The 18,404-nt window shown below is 62.2% G+C and carries 11 protein-coding genes and 1 pseudogene; 8 read left to right on the top strand and 4 right to left on the bottom strand.

The annotated features are described in order from the left end of the window. Positions 1–3: 3 nt before the first annotated feature. Both ACK8CP_RS05760 and ACK8CP_RS05755 read left to right on the top strand, forming a co-directional pair. A complete protein-coding gene (locus tag ACK8CP_RS05760; RefSeq protein WP_414833645.1) occupies positions 4–2,202 on the top strand; it encodes an RNA degradosome polyphosphate kinase in 2,199 nt (732 codons plus the stop codon). Further along, positions 2,195–3,710: pseudogene (locus ACK8CP_RS05755) on the top strand (exopolyphosphatase). The gene ACK8CP_RS05760 and the pseudogene ACK8CP_RS05755 overlap by 8 nt, the downstream one beginning before the upstream one ends. 5 nt (positions 3,711–3,715) lie before the next feature. On the opposite strand, the gene rnd reads toward ACK8CP_RS05755, so the two are convergent. After that, the gene (rnd, locus tag ACK8CP_RS05750; protein ID WP_128294043.1) at positions 3,716–4,906 is read right to left on the bottom strand and encodes a ribonuclease D; all 1,191 of its coding nucleotides are present in this window, start codon (positions 4,904–4,906) and stop codon (positions 3,716–3,718) included. A 236-nt stretch (positions 4,907–5,142) separates the two neighbouring features. Here rnd and aspS point away from each other — a divergent pair, with 236 nt between their 5' ends. Further along, a complete protein-coding gene (gene aspS, locus ACK8CP_RS05745; RefSeq protein ID WP_414833644.1) occupies positions 5,143–6,927 on the top strand; it encodes an aspartate--tRNA ligase in 1,785 nt (594 codons plus the stop codon). Positions 6,928–7,057: 130 nt separating this feature from the next. On the opposite strand, the gene ACK8CP_RS05740 is transcribed toward aspS, so the two are convergent. From ACK8CP_RS05740 to ACK8CP_RS05730, 3 genes are all read right to left on the bottom strand, one after another. Then, entirely contained in the window at positions 7,058–9,103 is a 2,046-nt protein-coding gene (locus ACK8CP_RS05740) for a hypothetical protein (protein ID WP_414833643.1), read from the bottom strand. A 32-nt stretch (positions 9,104–9,135) separates the two neighbouring features. After that, on the bottom strand, positions 9,136–10,269 hold the full coding sequence (locus ACK8CP_RS05735) for a hypothetical protein (RefSeq protein ID WP_414833642.1): 1,134 nt from the start codon (positions 10,267–10,269) through the stop codon (positions 9,136–9,138). 103 nt (positions 10,270–10,372) lie between these two features. After that, complete coding sequence (locus tag ACK8CP_RS05730) at positions 10,373–12,223, bottom strand: PHA/PHB synthase family protein (protein WP_414833641.1); 1,851 nt, start codon at positions 12,221–12,223, stop codon at positions 10,373–10,375. A gap of 96 nt (positions 12,224–12,319) precedes the next feature. Here ACK8CP_RS05730 and ACK8CP_RS05725 point away from each other — a divergent pair, with 96 nt between their 5' ends. The 5 genes from ACK8CP_RS05725 (at position 12,320) to recJ (ending at position 18,398) form a co-directional block, all read left to right on the top strand. After that, positions 12,320–12,796 carry a hypothetical protein gene (locus tag ACK8CP_RS05725; RefSeq protein WP_414833640.1) on the top strand — a complete coding sequence of 159 codons (477 nt, stop codon included), beginning with the start codon at positions 12,320–12,322 and terminating at the stop codon, positions 12,794–12,796. Between the two features lie 61 nt (positions 12,797–12,857). Then, entirely contained in the window at positions 12,858–14,075 is a 1,218-nt protein-coding gene (locus tag ACK8CP_RS05720; RefSeq protein ID WP_414833639.1) for an LL-diaminopimelate aminotransferase, read from the top strand. 30 nt (positions 14,076–14,105) lie between these two features. Continuing rightward, positions 14,106–15,422, top strand: a complete 1,317-nt coding sequence (locus ACK8CP_RS05715; protein WP_234627954.1) for a homoserine dehydrogenase — start codon at positions 14,106–14,108, stop codon at positions 15,420–15,422. Between the two features lie 26 nt (positions 15,423–15,448). Then, positions 15,449–16,438 carry a class II fructose-bisphosphatase gene (gene glpX / locus ACK8CP_RS05710; RefSeq protein WP_128294050.1) on the top strand — a complete coding sequence of 330 codons (990 nt, stop codon included), beginning with the start codon at positions 15,449–15,451 and terminating at the stop codon, positions 16,436–16,438. A gap of 289 nt (positions 16,439–16,727) precedes the next feature. Beyond that, complete coding sequence (recJ, locus tag ACK8CP_RS05705) at positions 16,728–18,398, top strand: single-stranded-DNA-specific exonuclease RecJ (protein ID WP_414833638.1); 1,671 nt, start codon at positions 16,728–16,730, stop codon at positions 18,396–18,398. Positions 18,399–18,404: the final 6 nt, after the last annotated feature.

Raw genomic sequence — 18,404 nt, 5'->3', positions numbered from 1 at the left:
TCGATGGAAGAGAGCCCGATAGCCACGGATACGGTTGATTCCGAAAATGGGACGATCGCCGTATCGACCAGCGAGCTTCTCGGCGATCCCAAGCGCTTCATCAACCGCGAGATTTCGTGGCTGGAATTCAATCGCCGCGTGCTCGAGGAATCCGAGAACCCAAATCACCCGCTCCTGGAACGGCTGCGCTTTCTGTCGATCTCAGCAAACAATCTCGACGAATTTTTCATGGTCCGCGTCGCCGGTCTGAAGGGGCAGGAGCGCGAGAAGATTGCAACCGTCAGCGCCGATGGGCTGACGCCGTCGCAGCAGCTCATGGAAATCGATCGGAAGGTCGAGGCGCTGGTCAACGATCAGCAGGCGCAATGGATCGTTTTGCGCGAGCTCCTCGACAGGGAGGGGATTTCGATCGTTTGCGGCGAAGAGGTCACCTCTGACGATGCCGAATGGCTTGCGGAATATTTCATGGAGACGGTCTTTCCGGTCCTGACGCCGCTCGCCATCGATCCGGCGCATCCGTTTCCGTTCATTCCCAATCTGGGATTCACGCTGGCGCTTTCCCTGACCGACCCGGTCCATCATCGCTTCATGCGCGCGCTGGTGCGCATGCCGCATACGCTGTCGCGCTTCATCCGCCTGCCGCGCCAGGACGAGAAGCATCCGACACGCTTCATCAGCGTGGAAGAGACCGTCGGCCTTTTTATAGACCGGTTGTTTCCTGGCTATGAGGTCGTCGGAAAGGGCGTCTACCGGGTCATTCGCGATTCCGATATCGAGATCGAGGAAGAGGCGGAGGATCTCGCCCGCCTCTTCGAGCGCGCGCTCAAGCAGCGCCGCCGCGGTTCGGTTATCCGGCTGGAGGTCGAATCCTCGATGCCGGAAGATCTGCGCGCGGTCGTCCAGCAATCGCTTTCCGTCGATAATGACGAGGTCTACGTCATTCATGGCCTGCTCGGGATCAAGGATCTCGAACAACTCGTCGGGATCGACCGACGCGATCTCAAATTCAAGCCTTACACGCCGCGCTTTCCTGAGCGGATCCGCGAGCACGCGGGTGATTGCTTCGCCGCGATCCAGCAGAAGGACATCGTCGTCCATCACCCGTACGAATCCTTCGACGTCGTGGTGCAGTTCCTGCGCCAGGCGGCGAGCGATCCGGACGTGATGGCGATCAAGCAGACGCTTTATCGCACATCAAACGACAGCCCGATCATCAAGGCGCTGACGGAAGCCGCCGAGGCGGGTAAATCCGTGACGGCGCTCGTCGAGCTCAAGGCACGCTTCGACGAGGAAGCCAACATCCGCTGGGCGCGCGATCTGGAGCGCGCCGGTGCGCAGGTCGTTTATGGGTTCATGGAGCTCAAGACGCACGCCAAGCTCAGCCAGGTGGTGCGTCGCGAGCCGAACGGCCTCGTCAGCTATGTACATATCGGCACAGGCAATTATCACCCGATCACGGCTAAGATTTACACTGACCTTTCCTATTTCACCGCGGATCCCGCGATCGCGCGCGACGTCGCTCGCGTCTTCAATTTCATCACCGGCTATGCTCCGCCGCAGGACGTCGTGCGGCTCGCCGTGTCGCCCTACACGCTGCGCTCCCGCATCCTGGAGCATATCGACGCCGAGATCGGTCACGCGGCAGCAGGGCGTCCCGCCCGCATCTGGATGAAGATGAATTCGCTCGTCGATCCGCAGATCATCGATGCGCTTTATCGGGCGAGCGGCGCCGGGGTGAAAGTCGAGCTCGTCATCCGGGGCATTTGCTGCCTTAGACCCGGGCTTCCTGGCCTGTCGGAAAACATCCGCGTGAAATCGATCGTCGGCCGTTTTCTGGAGCATTCGCGCATCCTCTGTTTCGGCAACGGCCATGGGCTGCCATCGGATGAGGCGCTCCTTTATATCGGCTCCGCCGACCTGATGCCCCGCAACCTCGATCGGCGCGTGGAAACGATGGTGCCGATCACCAATCCGACGGTGCATATGCAGATCCTGGACCAGATCATGGTCGCCAACCTGAAAGACAACCAGCAAAGCTGGGAAATCCTCTCTGACGGCACCTCCCGGCGCATCGAACCGGAAGAGGGAGAGGAACTCTTTAACGCCCATCGCTATTTTATGACCAATGCAAGTCTCTCCGGCCGTGGAAAATCGCTCAAATCCGACACACCCCGCACCTTCGCCGACCGGCTTGATAATTGAGCCTGACGCGCCCGGCCGCATTGCCGGCTACGGGCCTGTTGCCGTCATTGACATCGGCTCGAACTCGGTTCGTCTCGTTGTCTACGAGCGAATGGCGCGTTCACCGACGCCGCTCTTCAACGAGAAGGTTCTCGCGGGATTGGGCGAGGGCGTCGCGACCTCGCGCCGTCTCTCGGATGCGTCTGTCGACAAGGCCCTTTCTGCGCTGAGGCGCTTTGCAGCTCTCTGTCGTCAGATCGGTGTTGTGGAACTCAGCGTTCTCGCGACGGCCGCGACGCGTGAGGCAGAGAACGGCTCGAAATTCATCGCCAAGGTAAGGGATATCTGCGGCTGTGACGTCACCGTGCTCACAGGTCCCGCGGAAGCGCATTATGCGGCCCTCGGCGTGGTCGACGGCTTTGAGGTCCCAGAGGGCGTCGCGGGTGATCTCGGCGGCGGCAGCCTCGAACTCACGAATGTCCGCGGCACACGAGTCGGCGATGGCGAAACATTTCCGCTCGGCGGCCTGCGTCTCAAGGACGATTCCGGCGGCGATCTCAAAGCTGCCAAAAAAAATCGCTCGTGCGGCCTTGGAAAACTCCAAGGCCCTTCAGCATATGGAAGGCCGCACCTTTTATGCGATCGGCGGGACCTGGCGGTCGATTGCCAAACTGCACATGCGCCAGACCGGCTATCCGCTTCACGTGATGCATGGCTACACGCTGGAGACCGAACGCAGTCGAGATTTCCTGAAGAGCCTTTACCGGCAGCCGGTCGCATCGATCGATTCCATCGACGCCGTCTCCAAGCAGCGACAGCCGCTCCTGGCATATGGCGGCCTCGTCTTGTCGGAGCTGGTGCGCGCCGGCAAACCCGCCCGCATCGTGATTTCCGCTCTCGGCCTGCGCGAAGGCTTTCTCTATTCCCGCCTGCCGGCCGAAGAGCAGGAAAAGAATGCGCTCATCGCCGCCGCGCGCGAACTCTGTTTTCTACGCTCCCGCTCGCCGGCGCATTCAGAAGAGCTGATCGCCTGGACGGGCGATGCGATGAAAGCGCTCGGCATCGACGAGACGAAGGAAGAGGAAAGGTTGCGGGCTGCGTCCTGTCTGCTCGCGGATATCGGCTGGCGTGCGCATCCCGATTACCGGGGCGAGCAGAGCCTGAATATCATTGCCCATGCTGGGTTCGTGGGTGTCGACCATCCCGGACGCGCCTATCTCGGCCTCTCGGTCTACTACCGCCATTCTGGCCTGTCGGACGATGAACTCGGACCAGGTCTGCGAGAGATCGTTCCGACGCGCTACAAGGAGCGGGCGAGGGCGCTCGCCGCAATCTTTCGCGTCGCCTACCTCGTTTCGGCCTCGATGCCGGGGGTGGTGCCACGTACCGCCTTGCGTCGCACGGACAACGAGCTCCAACTCGTCCTGCCGCCCGATCTCAGCGAACTTGCCGGAGGGCGTCTGGAGACGCGGTTGAAGCAGCTCGCGGCTCTCGTCGGATTGGAGAGCCGCATCGTCATAGACGGCTGAGGCTTTTATTCGGCCGCGGCCTGCATATCTTCGACCTGCACCGCCCGCACACGGCCATTCCCGAGCAGGAGTGCCATCTCCCCGCGCTTCAAGGCGAGGGCCTGGTCCCCGAAGAGCTGCCGTCGCCATCCTTTCATGGCGGGCACATCGGCATGATCGTCGGCTGCGATCTTCTCCAGTTCGTCGACCGTCGCGACGAGCCGCGAGGCGACGCCGTGCTCTTCTGAGACCATCTTCAAAAGCACTTTGAGAAGCTCGGCCGAAGCGCTTGCATGTTCAGGGGCCGGGCGCGGTTTCGGGATCGACGGAAGGTCTGCGTCCGGGACGGCGAGCGCCTCTTCGACTGCTGCAATCAACGCCTGAGCGGCGTGCGAGCGCTCGAAGCCGCGGGGCAGGGCGCGCAACCTTGCCATCTGTTCGGCATTGCGCGGCTGCTGCAGCGCGATCTCGTAGATCGCCTCGTCCTTCAGGACGCGCTGGCGCGGGACGTCGCGGCTCTGCGCTTCCTTCTCCCGCCAGGCGGCAACCTTCTGCATGACTGCGAGCTGACGCGGTTTCCTCACCCGCATCTTGAGCCGCTTCCAGGCATTTTCGGGGTGTGTCCGGTAGGTCTCGACGTCGTTGAGGACGGCAAGCTCCTCGGCGACCCAGTCGCTGCGCTTCTGCTCCTCCAGATTGGCTTTGAGGAAGCGGTAGACGTCGCAGAGATGCGTCACGTCCGAAACGGCGTAATCGAGCTGCTTCTGGCTGAGCGGTCGCCGTTGCCAGTCCGTGAAACGGGAGGATTTGTCGATCCGCACGCCCGTGACGCGATAGACGAGTTGATCGTAGCTGATCTGATCGCCGTAGCCGCACACCATGGCCGCAAGCTGTGTGTCGAAGAGAGGTTGTGGGACAGCACCGTCGAGCTTGACGAAGATCTCCACATCCTGCCGTGCGGCATGGAAGACCTTGGTGACCTTCTCGTTGCGCATCAGCTCGAAGAAGGGTGCAAGATCCAGCCCCTCAGCCAGGGGGTCGACGATGACCGCGACCTCCGGATCCGCCATCTGGATCAGGCAAAGGCGAGCCCAGAAGGTGGTCTCACGGATGAATTCCGTGTCGATCGAGACAAAAGGCGAGGCGGAAAAGCGGCGGCAGATCTCCGCAAGCTGCGCGCTGTCGGTGATGACTTGATAATCGTTTTTGGCACTCATTGCGCTGCTCTATAGCGAATCTGAAAGCAGCTGTCGCCACGCTTTCGTGGCGCACCTTAGGAGTTTTTCGCGGTTCGCAGGAGGATTTGCGTGGGCCATCCCGCCGGGTGCCGCTTGTGGGACGAGCACCCCGCCTGAGGCGGCGGCTCCCTTGACACAAGCCCGTGCTTCTGTGCTTCTCCGGCCGAATTTGTCCGTTTCGGACCACTGTCTCAAAACCCGAAAGAAGCGGTATCATGCATCGCTATCGTTCCCACCATTGCGGCGCGCTTCGCGCCAGCGATGTCGGTGAAAATGTTCGTCTCTCCGGCTGGGTGCACCGCGTGCGCGACCACGGCGGCCTGCTCTTCATCGATCTGCGCGACCACTATGGTCTGACGCAGATCGTCGCCGATCCCGATTCGCCTGCCTTCACGAGTGCTGAAAAGCTGCGCGCCGAATGGTGCGTGCGCGTCGACGGCGAAGTGAAGGCGCGCGCGCCGGAAGTCGTCAATCCGAACCTGCCGACGGGCGAGATCGAAGTCTTTGCCAACGAGATCGAGATCCTTTCCGAAGCGCCGGAGCTACCGCTGCCGGTCTTCGGTGAGCCGGAATATCCGGAGGATACGCGCCTGCGCTATCGCTTCCTCGATCTGCGCCGCGACACCTTGCACAAGAACATCATGAAGCGCTCGGCCGTCATTTCGCGTCTGCGCGAGCTTATGGGCGGGGTAGGCTTCAACGAGTTCCAGACGCCGATCCTTACGGCCTCGTCACCTGAAGGTGCGCGAGACTTCCTGGTGCCGTCGCGCATCCATCCAGGCAAGTTCTACGCGTTGCCGCAGGCGCCGCAGCAGTTCAAGCAGCTGATCATGGTGGCGGGCTTCGACCGTTACTTCCAGATCGCTCCCTGTTTCCGCGACGAGGATCCGCGCGCCGACCGTCTGCCGGGCGAGTTCTACCAGCTCGACATCGAGATGAGCTTCGTGACGCAGGACGATGTCTTCGCGGCGATGGAGCCGGTGATGCGGGGCATCTTCGAGAGCTTCGCGGACGGCCGCGACGTGACCCAGGTCTTCCCGCGGATCGCCTATGCCGATGCCATCCGCAAATACGGGACCGACAAGCCGGACCTCAGAAATCCGATCGAGATGCAGGCGGTGACGGAGCATTTCGCCGGCTCCGGCTTCAAGGTTTTCGCCGGCATGATCGAGCGGGATCCGAAGGTCGAAGTCTGGGCTATACCGGCTCCGGGCGGCGGCTCGCGCGCCTTCTGCGACCGCATGAATTCCTGGGCGCAGGGCGAGGGCCAGCCTGGCCTCGGCTACATCTTCTTCCGCAACGAGGCGGACAAGCTGACGGGTGCAGGCCCGGTCGCGAAGAACATCGGCGAAGAGCGTACGGAAGCAATCCGCAGTCAGCTCGGCCTCACAGAGGGCGATGCCGTCTTCTTCGTTGCGGGCAACCCGAAGATCTTTGCGGATTTCGCCGGCAAGGCGCGTGACCGTGCGGGCCGTGAGCTCAATCTCATAGACGAGAACCGTTTCGCGCTCGCCTGGATCGTCGATTTCCCGATGTACGAATGGGATGACGAGGAGAAGAAGGTCGACTTCTCGCACAACCCGTTCTCCATGCCGCAGGGTGGCCTCGAAGCGCTCGAGACCAAAGACCCGCTGACCATTCCCGCCTATCAGTATGACTGCGTCTGCAATGGCTACGAGATCGCGTCGGGCGCGATCCGCAACCACAAGGCGGAGATCATGAAGAAGGCCTTCGCCATCGCCGGTTATCCGGAAGAGGTGCTGGAGGAGAAGTTCGGCGGCATGCTGCGGGCGCTCCAGTATGGCGCACCTCCGCATGGCGGCATGGCGGCGGGCATCGACCGCATCGTCATGCTTCTCGTCGGCGCCAAGAACCTGCGCGAAGTGACGATGTTCCCGATGAACCAGCAGGCGCTGGATCTCTTGATGGGCGCGCCATCTTCCGTGACGCCGAAGCAGCTCCGCGAGCTCTCCATTCGCGTGACGGCGCCTCAGGACTGAGGCCACAGGATCGAGGTTGGGAGCCGCCAATGGCGGCTCTCTCGTCTCCTCGACATTTTTCCGAGATCACGATGACCCTGTCCCACTGACCGAAACGCCGGCGGGACAGGATGTCGTCCGGACGTCCGTCTTACTTGAGGACCGGCAGTTCAGGCGCCGTCTCACGTGTCTCCAGTGACGCGCCGACGAGCTTGAGCAAGGCTTCCGGATCGTCTTCCGCATCCACCAGAGCCGAGAGAGGCAGGGGCGCCCGCGGCGCCAGCGTCAAAACCAGCGTGTTCCCACTTTCCAGGAAGTCCTTGAGAGGGTCCGCCAGAAACTCGGCGATCTTCGGCGGAACCGCGGTGCCAATCAGGAACGGCAGCGCGCCGACGATTTGATCTTTGTACTGCTCGGCCGGTTGACCTTGCTTCTCCGCGGCCAAAGCGAACGACCGATCGATCAGCGAGTGGTCGGTGAGCGCGACGGTCATCTGCTCCAAACGCAGCTTCGACAGAAGTGTGAAGAACGCTGTGGGGTCATCGCTGTTCTCCATCTGCTGCATCATCAGATCGAGGACCCACTCCTCGGTGAGACCCGTAAGCTTCGCGCCGAATCGCAATCCCGCAGCGTCCGCGACCTCTAAAGCCGTGGTCGTCTCCAGTCTTCCGTCCTCGCTGAGCCGGCTCGCTCCATCGATGTCGATGTGGAGGCCATCATAGCCAAGACCGTCGAAGAAAAGGGCCGACTTCGGATCTCGACGCAGAAGAGCGCCCGGCACGGAGATGTCGGAGATTGCGAGCTCGCCCCGTTCAGGCAGAAGACGGTCCGAAGGGACACTCTTCGTCTGTATGCGATCGACCGAGACGGCCAGAATCCGGTTCTGGCCGACGACCAACCCCTCCATGTCGAGACTGCCGATCTGCGGCGTCATCTGGAAGGGAAGGGCGGCAAAAGCCCGTCTCTCGTCCTCCGAGAGCGAATCGCTTTCGGCCTCTTCCAGAGCGGCAAAGGCCTCCGGACTTGGTAGCGGAAAGACGAGATCGTTGAGTGCAAAGCGGTCGAGTTTCATATAAGCGTCGGGAAAATCCGACTGCAACGCCGTTCCCCAGGCCCGCTCGAAACCGTCTCGGGTGAGGTTTGAGACTCCGATCTCGGCAATCTCTGTGCGGCCTGCCTCTTCGCCAGTCTTTTCCACAATCAGCCGGTGCAACTTGAATTCGCCGAGCCGCATTGCCTCAAAGAAGGTCGTGAGGGCTCCCATCACCTGCTGGTCGTCGATGTCTCCCTCGGTTTCGCGATCCGCCTCTCGCATCGCCTGTTCGAGGGTCGCGATGTAGGGTTTGTCCGGGCGCCGCGTTTCAATGTCGGATAGGGTCATATCATCGATGGAGACCCGCACACCCTCTTCGGTCGTAATGCTGAGGCCCGCATAGGAGATCTCAGCGAAGGCATTCTGCCAGTCCTCGCGCGCGTCGCCATCTGATCCGGTGACATCGTCGGAAAGGAGACGCAGCACGCTGTTGAAATTTGTCTTCTCGACGTTCACCGAAGCAATGCGCGCCGTGGCGGGATCGTCGCCCTCCGTGCGCATCGTGATCGGACCGACCGACGAACGGGCGATAACACCGTCCTTCCAGTCTTCGAGCTCAAGCCCTTCGTAGGTGACGCTCTGCTTCCGCACTGTCGTCAGGCGCGGCAGGACCACCTGATGCAGCTCCGGAATCTCGGCGTGTTCAACCGACACTTCGGAAAGACGCTGATACAGCGTCCGCAGTGACGAGAAGGGGCGATACTGATCAAAACTCAGATCCGCGAGGGTCGGCACGGCAATCCCGGTCATGGAAAAGACCGGGGCCTCGAAGGCCACATCTTCACCAACGACGCTTATCCCGGCCCCCTGAATGCTATCGGCCGAGAGCCCTCCTGCAGCCTCGCGGGGCTGGTCCAGCCGCAGCTCATCGAAAGTGATGTCGAGCGGCGGCTCGGTGCGAACGAAATGCACACCGGTTCCCACGACGACCTCGTCCTCGCTGGTGATGCTGCCGACACTCGCGCTCCAGCCGGGAACGCCATCGAGCTCGCTGAGGAGGTCACGGAACACCTGCTCGCCGACCGGATCCGCCAAGGCTCCGGTCGGCGGCAGCACGGTCAGAGCCAAAAGAAGCGGTGTGCGAACAGAAAAGAAACAACGCATAAAACTATCTCTCAGCTCTGACAGGTCTGCAGTTAGCGGCTTTGGTTTGCGGTGACCGAGACGTTCAAGACATCCGGAAGCGTCTGCGGGGCGGAGCCTGCAATTTGAAGGATCTCGGCGCCAGACATGGGCTTGTCCGGAGCGATCGTGACCGTCAGCGACTGCGGATCGCGAAGGAACGTGCTGACAGCGTCAGAGACCTTTTTCTGGAAATCGGCGTTCTGCATGGCGCTCAGCATGAAGGGGACCGCGGCCGCCAACTGCTCGGCATATTTGTCGCCATCCATGCCCTGCTGCTTGCCGTAAAAGTCGAGAACGCGCCCCGTCAGCGAATCGTCTTCGTAGCGCAGCGTGAAGTCAGACACATTCATCGTGGCAATGCCCGCCATCGGCTGGGCAGCTGTTTCGGCGCCCGGCATCGCGACGTTGCCGAGATTGCCATCGATCATCAAAGTGCCGCCGTCTTTCAGGGTGAGCGCCACCTTGTCGAGCTTCAGATCCTGGCTTTCGGGATCGCGCGAACCGGCCCATTCGATGTTGAAAGCGAGCTCGTCGTAGCCGAGATCGGAAGGCTTCATCTTCTGGTCTGCCGGAACGTAGCTTCCGGGGACCACGAGATCCTCGACGCTGCCCTGGCTCGTCTGCGGCACGCCGTCGACGATATCCTCGCTCGTCATCGTGAAGCCGGACACCGTCACGGGCTCGTTGCGGTCTTTCGGTGTGACGCTGACGTCGCTGCCGACAAGGCGATGGAAGAGAAGGCCCGGGGTTTCCTGCTCAGCCTCTGCCGTCTCGCCGAAAGTCGCTTCTTCCAGCCTGACATTGCCGATCGTGCCAGTCGCATCGCCGGAGAGAGTGCCTCCGTCGAAGACGATTTCGTCGGCCGTGTAGCCGTCGTCTTCCTCGGCCACGCCGGTGAGAGTCACCTCGTCGAATGCGATCACGGTGCCGCCATCCTTCGGCGTCAGCGTGAGGCCGTTGATGGCGACCTCATCGCCACTGCCCGATACGTCCCCCTCATGGGAGACCGTCATCTTGCCGCCTTGCGCCAGGGTCGCTTCAAACGATTTGGCGACGGCTTCCGCATCCTGAGCGAAAGCCGTGCCGGTGAGGCTTAGGAAACCGGCCGCGAGAGCCGGGATGACCAGGGGGGTATGAACGCGCATAGTTGTCCTTCGCGGTATGGAATCATGCGGCGCATCATGCTGCGCCGTTTGCCGAGGGCAAGTGCACGCTCTCACATCGGGTCGGGACAACAATACGGCAAGGTCAGCACTTCATTTTGACGTAGGAGCCCGGAGCGTCCTCGAGCGGCTGGAGCTTGCCCCCGCCGATTTCACGCGCATCCACCCGTTTGTCGTCCAGTGTCTCGATCCAGCGCTGCCAGTCCGGCCACCAGGACCCGGGCTTCTCTTCGGCCTTCTCCATCCACGTTTCGATGTCGCCATCGGCGTTTCCGTCGATCCAGTATTGGTATTTGTTCTTCGCCGGCGGGTTGATGACGCCCGCGATATGGCCCGAGCCTGTAAGGACGAAGCGCACGGGTCCGCCGAAAAACTGGCTGCCGAAAAACACCGATTTTGCCGGCGCGATATGGTCCTCTTTGGTGGCGAGATTGTAGACGGGGATCGTCACGCGGCTGAGGTCGAGCGTCTTGTCGCCGATCTTCATGCGCCCCTGAGAGAGATTGTTCTCGAGATAGCAGTTGCGCAGGTAGAAGGAATGGTTCGCCGCCGGCAGGCGGGTGGAATCGGAATTCCAGTAGAGAAGGTCGAAAGGCAGCGGCTCCTTGCCGAGCATGTAGTCGCTTACGAAATACCGCCAGATGAGGTCGTTCGATCGCAAAAGATTGAAGGCCGTCGCCATCTTCGAACCGTCGAGATAGCCCCGCTCGGCCATGTCTTCCTCGAGCGTTTCGATCTGCTCCTCGTCGGCAAACAGCTTGAGGTCGCCGGAATAGGTGAAGTCGACCTGGGCGGCGAACATCGTTGCGCTCGCGATCCGCTGCTTGCTGCGTCCCTTTGCGAGGTAGGCGAGGGCGACGGCGAGAAGTGTGCCGCCGACGCAATAGCCGATCGCGTTGACCTTGCGCTCGCCGGTGGCGCGCTCGACGACATCGAGGGCATAGAAAATGCCCTCCTTCATATAATGCTCGAAAGTCTTGTCCGCGTGCCGCCGGTCGGGATTCACCCAAGAAACAACGAAGACCGTGTGACCCTGTTCCACCGCCCAGCGGACGAAACTCTTCTCGCTGTTGAGATCGAGAATGTAGAATTTGTTGATCCATGGCGGCACGATCAGGAGCGGGCGTTTCAGAACGCTCTTGGTCGTCGCCTCGTACTGAATCACCTGGCAGAGCTCGTTCTGGGCAACGACCTTTCCAGGCGTCGTGGCAATGTTCTGGCCGATCTTGAACGCCGTTGCGTCGGTCTGGCGCACGCGCAGATCGCCTTTGCCGGCAGCGATGTCTTCTGCCAGCATGTGCATGCCTCTGACCAGATTCTCCCCGTTGCTCTCTGCGGTGGCGCGGAGCACTTCGGGGTTGGTCATGGCGAAATTCGAGGGCGACAGCGCGTTGGCGATCTGCTGCACGTAAAAGCGTGCTTTCTGACGTGTGTGCGGATCGACGTCCTCTGCATCCTCCACCAGGTCCTCGGCCCAGCGCGAGGTTGCGAGATAGAGTTGTTTCAAGACGTCGAACATCGGGTTCTGCGACCAATCCGGATCGGCAAACCGCTTGTCGGCCATGGAGTCCTGCTGACCGTCTGCGCCATCGCCCATGGCTTTGCGCAGGCCGCTGTTCCAGATCGACAGATATTGTGCCCAGAGCTTGGTCTGCGCTTCGATGGTTCGCGCCGGGTCGGACATCCAATATTGCCCGACATGGCTCATCGTCTTCATCACTTCGGCCGTGTGTTCGGCGAGCTGGTCGGCCCCCGTCTGTCCGGTTTCGCGCGGTCGCAGATAGGCCGCGAGCGCCTTTCCGCCTTCCTCGAAGGCACGCGCCATATTGCGGGCAAAGACTTCCGGATCGGCGGCGATGTAAGAGGTGGGCAGCGGCTTGTCCGGCCGTTCCTCTGTGACATCCTCCCGCTCTTTGCGTGATTTTTTCTCCGCCATCCTGACACAATTACCTTATTAGGGGTGATCCGAGCGCCTTATGCGATATAGCACAGCAGCCAGCTCCTTCGAACTCAGCAAGGCCGAGAGCGTCAATTGCGTTTCCTAGCTCAACACTGTCATCAGAATCGCTCACATCCCGTTGGCGGATTGAGAGGGCTGACCGTTGCTGCCCTCGCACTCTTCGCGCTGACGGCCTGCGAAAGCCCCGCTCTCACAGGACTTAAGGAGAGCAGCACGCCGCCGCAAAGGCCGAGCGACCCTCAAAAGGCGGCGGCATACGACCGCACGGTCGCAGAAATCCGGGCACGCGCCGCCGCCGAAGACGCGAATCCTCAAGAGTTTCCAGGCGTGTTCGACACCGCCGTACCGCCGAGTATGCTCGTCAGGCCGACCCGGAATGTCGCTGCATTGAAGGCCGAGCTCGAACAGATTGCCGCCGCTCGCCGCGGTGCCAATGGCCGCAGGCAGCAAGAACTCGCTGCACGAGAGGCGGAGTTGCGGCGCCTCGTTCAGCAAAATCAAAAAGAGACGGCTGAGAAAATTCTCGAAAACTCTACAAACGTGCAATAACCTCGCGGCAGCGAAGCTGGCATAACCAATCCAGTCTTCGCCTGCAAATGGATGAAGGACAATGGACGAATTTCACAAGATCAAACGGCTGCCACCCTATGTTTTCGAGCAGGTCAACAGGCTCAAGGCCGCCGCTCGATCCGGTGGCGCCGATATCATCGATCTTGGCATGGGCAATCCAGATCTTCCGACGCCGGCCTTCATCATCGAGAAGCTGATTGAGACCGTTCAGAAGCCACGAACCAATCGCTATTCGGCCTCGAAAGGCATTCCGGGACTTCGCCGCGCGCAAGCCGCCTATTACGAACGCCGCTTCGGCGTGAAGCTCGATCCGGAACGCCACGTCGTTGCGACGCTCGGCTCGAAGGAAGGCTTCGCCAATATGGCCCAGGCCATCACCGCGCCGGGCGATGTCGTTCTCGTTCCCAATCCGAGCTATCCGATTCACGCTTTCGGCTTCCTGATGGCGGGCGGCGCGATCCGGCACGTGCCGGCCGAGCCGGGGCCGGAGTTTTTCCAGGCGCTGGAACGGGCCGTCCACCATTCCATCCCGAAGCCGATTGCCGTCATGCTCTGCTATCCGTCCAATCCGACGGCGCATGTCGCGGATCTCGAATTCTACCGCGACGTCGTCGCCTTCGCCCGCCGCAACGACATCTTCGTTCTGTCCGATCTTGCCTATGCGGAGATTTATTTCGACGACAATCCTCCGCCGTCGGTCCTGCAGGTGCCGGGTGCGATGGACGTGACCGTCGAATTCACGTCGCTGTCCAAAACCTTCTCGATGCCCGGCTGGCGGATGGGTTTTGCCGTCGGCAACGAACGGCTGATCGCGGCGCTCGCACGGGTCAAATCCTATCTCGACTACGGCGCGTTCACACCCATTCAGGTGGCCGCGGCAGCAGCGCTCAATGAGGAAACCAGCCCGGCCGATGAAGCGCGGCAGATCTACAAGAGCCGGCGCGATTGCCTCGTTGAATCGTTCTCGCGTGCAGGGTGGGACATTCCGGCGCCTGCGGCATCGATGTTCGTATGGGCGCCGTTGCCGGAGCGGTTCCGGGGCGTGAGCTCGCTGGAATTCTCTAAGCTCTTGATCGAGAAGGCGGATATTGCCGTCGCTCCGGGCATCGGCTTCGGGGAACATGGCGATGGCCACGTCCGGATCGCGCTCGTGGAAAACGAGCAACGCATCCGCCAGGCGGCGCGAAACCTTCGGCGTTTTCTTGCCACGGCCGATGAAACGTTGCACAACGTCGTCCCGCTCAAGGCGAACGCCTGACAATTACCAATTCTCTCCGGGAAGGCATCCATGGATCAGCCGCTCAGGCTCGGACTGGCCGGGTTGGGCACGGTCGGCACATCCGTCATTCGGCTTCTTCGAGATCATGAAGAGGCGCTGACGGATCGTGCTGGACGGCCGTTGCGGCTTGTCGCCGTCTCCGCGCGCAACCCGAACAAAGACCGGGGCATCTCGCTCGATGGGCTCAGCTGGCACAGCGATCCCGTCGCACTTGCCTCGTCGCCGGACATCGACTGCTTCATCGAGCTGATCGGTGGCGAAAACGGCGTCTGCCGCGAGGCGACACGTGCGGCCCTCGACTCCGGAAAGTCGGTGGTGACGGCAAACAAGGCGCTTCTGGCAAAGCACGGGCTTGAACTCGCGGCCGCCGCAGAAAAAGGTGGCGGCGTGCTCGCCTTTGAGGCCGCCGTCGGCGGTGGCATCCCGATCGTCAAGGCGCTGCGAGAGGCGCTGGCCGGCAATCGCATCACGCGTCTCTTCGGCATCTTGAACGGCACCTGCAATTACATCCTGACGCGCATGGAAGCCGAAGGGCTCAGCTTCGAGCAGTGTCTCGCCGACGCGCAGGAGCTCGGCTACGCGGAAGCAGACCCGAGCTTCGATATCGACGGACTCGATGCGGCCCATAAGCTCGCCATTCTCACCTCTCTGGCATTCGGGGTGGAGCTCAACAAAGACGCCATCTTCGTGGAAGGCATCGCCTCGATCACGGCCGAGGATATCGCCGCCGCAGAAGAGCTCGGCTACCGCATCAAGCTTCTCGCCGTCGCCCAGGAGACGGACAGCGGCATCGAACAGCGCGTGCATCCGACAATGCTGCCGAAGAACTCGCAGCTCGCCCGGATCTCCGACGTCACCAATGCGGTCGCCGTCGAAGGGGACTTCATCGGGCAGGTGGTCCTGTCGGGCCCCGGAGCCGGTGGCGACGCAACCGCCTCCGCCGTCGTTGGCGATATCGTCGACTGCGCTCGCGGTTTTCGGGCGCCGCCTTTCGGGCGTCCTGTCGCAAGCCTCAAACCGTATGAGCGGGCTCGGATGCGGGCTCATGCCGGCGGCTATTATCTGCGCTTGTCGGTGCCCGACCGCGTCGGTGCCTTCGCCGCGATCGCGCGCGCCATGGCCGACGGCGGTATCTCGCTCGATTCGATCGTGCAGAGAAATCGTCCCGCGGGCGCCGCACCGCGCGGCAATCGCGATGATCTCCGTTCTATCACCATCATCACCCACGATACGACCGAGCAGGCCGTGCGTGACGCATTGGGCCGTATCGAGGGGGAGGGTGACATTGTCGGCCGGCCCCAAATGATCCGGATTGAGGCGCTGTAAGCGCCAGAATTTTGAGGGAGGGCTAAATGGCCGATATCGATTTGTCCGCAATGGACCGGGTTCTGACTCTGGAGCTGGTGCGTGTGACCGAGCGCGCCGCCGTTGCGGCCGCCATGATGCGTGGCCGTGGCGATGAAAAGGCGGCCGATCAGGCGGCTGTCGATGCGATGCGCAACGAGTTGAACCGCCTGTCGATTCGCGGCCGTGTCGTCATCGGTGAGGGCGAGCGCGACGAAGCGCCGATGCTCTTCATCGGCGAGGAGGTCGGCAATGGCGATGGCCCCGAGGTCGATATCGCGCTCGACCCTCTGGAAGGCACGACGATCTGCGCAAAAAACCTTCCCAACTCGCTCGCCGTCATTGCGATCACGCATCGCAACGGCCTGTTGAATGCGCCCGATGTCTACATGGACAAGCTCGCCATCGGCCCGGGCTTCCCGGAAGATTTCATTGAGCTCGATATGCCGCCCGAGGAAATCGTGCGCCGCATCGCCAAGGAAAAGGACGTCCGTCCGCACGAGCTTACGGCATGCATTCTCGACCGGCCGCGTCATCAGAAGCTGATCGAGGCGGTGCGAGACACGGGTGTGGCCATCCGCCTGATCGGTGACGGCGATGTTGCCGGCATCATTCATACGACGGATCCAGAAACGACGGGGATCGACTTCTACATCGGCTCGGGCGGCGCCCCCGAGGGTGTTCTCGCCGCCGCCGCGTTGCGCTGCATGGGCGGACAGATCTGGGGGCGTCTCACGCTCGATACGGACGAGAAGCGCGCGCGCGCCGAACGCATGGGGATCAGCGAGCCGCGCAAGATCTACTCGACGGAAGACATGGCGTCAGGCGACGTGCTCTTTGCGGCCACGGGCGTGACAGATGGCAATCTTCTGCAGGGCGTGAGCTTCCGCCGTGGCGTGGCCATGACCCATACGATCGTCACCCGTTCGCATACGGGCACGCAGCGCTGGGTCCGCGCCAAGCACATCGTTGAGGACAAGTTCGAATTTATCGACTGATCCGTAACAGTCACACAATCCGGCTGCTCCCGGCCCGCCGCGTCGTCACCAGAACGGGTCGTCGCCAGAAAGGCGGGGATCGACGTCGTCAGCCTGTGGCGTCGTGGTGGTGGAGCGCGGGCTACTGCCGCATAATGCCGGCATGTGGGGTCGACCCGAATCATCTCTCAACTTAGAGACGCCGAGCCTCTGTCTCGGCGTCGATGCGTCTCTCAAGGGCCGCGCCTGGCGCATGCGCTTGGATGCGCGCGGTGAAGCCGCGGCCACGGCTCTCGCGCAACGCACCGGCTTGTCCGAGAGCATCTGTCGCGTTCTTGCTGGACGCGGCATCTCGGACGATGGTGCGGAGGCGTTTCTGGGCCCGTCGCTGAAGACGGACATGCCGGACCCATCCTGCCTCATGGATATGGATCTGGCTGCCGGGCGTCTCGCCGATGCCATCGAGCGCCGCGAAAAGGTGGCAATCTTCGGCGATTACGACGTGGATGGTGCGACCTCTGCAGCCCTTCTTTCGGACACGCTCTCCGGGCTCGGGGTCACGACCGAGATCTACATTCCCGACCGCCTGATCGAAGGCTATGGACCGAATCCTGAGGCGATCGACCGTCTCATCGATGCCGGTGCAGAGCTGATCGTCACCGTCGATTGCGGCGCGACGAGCTTCGAAGCTTTGGAGCGGGCACATGCGCGTGGCGTCGATGTCGTTGTCATCGACCACCATCAGATGGGGCTCGAGCGACCGAAGGCCGTCGCCCTCGTCAATCCCAACCGGCAGGACTGCCTGTCGGGCCTCGGCCATCTTGCCGCCGTCGGTCTCGTCTTCATGACGGCCGTCGCCCTCCTGCGGGAATTGCGCCGTCGACGCTACACTGGGGCTCTGCCGGATCTCCTCTCGGGCCTCGATCTCGTCGCCCTTGGCACGATCTGTGACGTCGTCCCGTTGACGGGCCTCAACCGGGCTTTCGTGACCAAGGGTCTTGTTGCGTTACGCCATGGAGGCCGCCCGGGATTACAGGCGCTCGCCGCCGCGGCGCGCCTCAAAGGACCTGTCGAAACCAGCCATTGCGGCTTTCTCCTCGGACCGCGCATCAATGCCGGCGGACGCATCGGTGACGCCGGTCTCGGTGCGCGGCTCCTGACGACGCGGGATGCCGCCGAGGCCGAGAGCATTGCCGCCACCCTCGAACGCCTGAATGCGGAACGCCAGGCGATCGAGGCGGAAGCTGTCGCTGAAGCCTGTGCGCAGGCGGATGCTGCCACTGCAAGGACCGGAGAAACGCCACCCATTCTCGTCGTTGTCGGAGAGACCTGGCATCCGGGCGTCGTCGGTCTCGTTGCCTCGCGTCTCAAAGAGCGCTTCCAGCGTCCGGCTCTCGCCATCACCTTTGACGGGCCGAGCGGAAACGGCACAGGATCGGCCCGCTCGATCGCGGGCGTCGATCTCGGCGCGGCCGTTCGCGCCGCACTTGCCGCAGGATTGCTGGAAAAAGGCGGAGGTCACAAAATGGCGGCGGGCGTGACCGTTCGCAGGGAAAAGCTCGATGAGCTGCAGCGGTTTCTGATTGCGGAGCTCGAAGCACCCGTCGAGACGGCGCTCATCGATGATTGCATGAAGATCGACGGGCTCGTCACCGCCGATGGCGCGAGCCGGGACTTTTTCGCCGAGATCGAAAAATGCGGCCCCTATGGCGCCGGGCACCCGTCGCCGGTATTCGTATTGCCCGCCCATCGCATTGCCTATGTGGATACCGTCGGCAACGGACATATCCGTCTCGAGCTCCGCTCCAACAGCGGAGGGCGGATCAAGGCGATGGCCTTTCGCGAAGCTGAAACGCCGCTCGGCCGCGCGCTTCTGTCGTCACGCGGGGAGGCGATGCATATCGCGGGCACGCTTTCTCTGAATCGCTGGGGCGGACAGGAGAAGGTGGAAATGAAGCTCCTCGACGCAGCCCCGGCCTAGAAGGGG

The organism is Afifella sp. YEN Y35, assembly GCF_047553465.1.
In the GTDB taxonomy this organism is placed as follows: Bacteria; Pseudomonadota; Alphaproteobacteria; order Rhizobiales; family Afifellaceae; genus Afifella; species Afifella aestuarii.
The sequence above is the reverse complement of the archived record's forward strand: the minus strand, read 5'-3'. Positions and strand labels throughout refer to the sequence as shown.

Bases quoted from the DNA above. Each gene is read 5' to 3' on its own strand.
- rnd (WP_128294043.1), bottom strand. From the start codon at position 4,906: ATGAGTGCCAAAAACGATTATCAAGTCATCACCGACAGCGCGCAGCTT.
- ACK8CP_RS05720 (WP_414833639.1), top strand. From the start codon at position 12,858: ATGGACGAATTTCACAAGATCAAACGGCTGCCACCCTATGTTTTCGAG.
- ACK8CP_RS05735 (WP_414833642.1), bottom strand. From the start codon at position 10,269: ATGCGCGTTCATACCCCCCTGGTCATCCCGGCTCTCGCGGCCGGTTTC.
- ACK8CP_RS05740 (WP_414833643.1), bottom strand. From the start codon at position 9,103: ATGCGTTGTTTCTTTTCTGTTCGCACACCGCTTCTTTTGGCTCTGACC.
- ACK8CP_RS05715 (WP_234627954.1), top strand. From the start codon at position 14,106: ATGGATCAGCCGCTCAGGCTCGGACTGGCCGGGTTGGGCACGGTCGGC.
- glpX (WP_128294050.1), top strand. From the start codon at position 15,449: ATGGCCGATATCGATTTGTCCGCAATGGACCGGGTTCTGACTCTGGAG.
- aspS (WP_414833644.1), top strand. From the start codon at position 5,143: ATGCATCGCTATCGTTCCCACCATTGCGGCGCGCTTCGCGCCAGCGAT.
- ACK8CP_RS05730 (WP_414833641.1), bottom strand. From the start codon at position 12,223: ATGGCGGAGAAAAAATCACGCAAAGAGCGGGAGGATGTCACAGAGGAA.
- ACK8CP_RS05760 (WP_414833645.1), top strand. From the start codon at position 4: ATGGAAGAGAGCCCGATAGCCACGGATACGGTTGATTCCGAAAATGGG.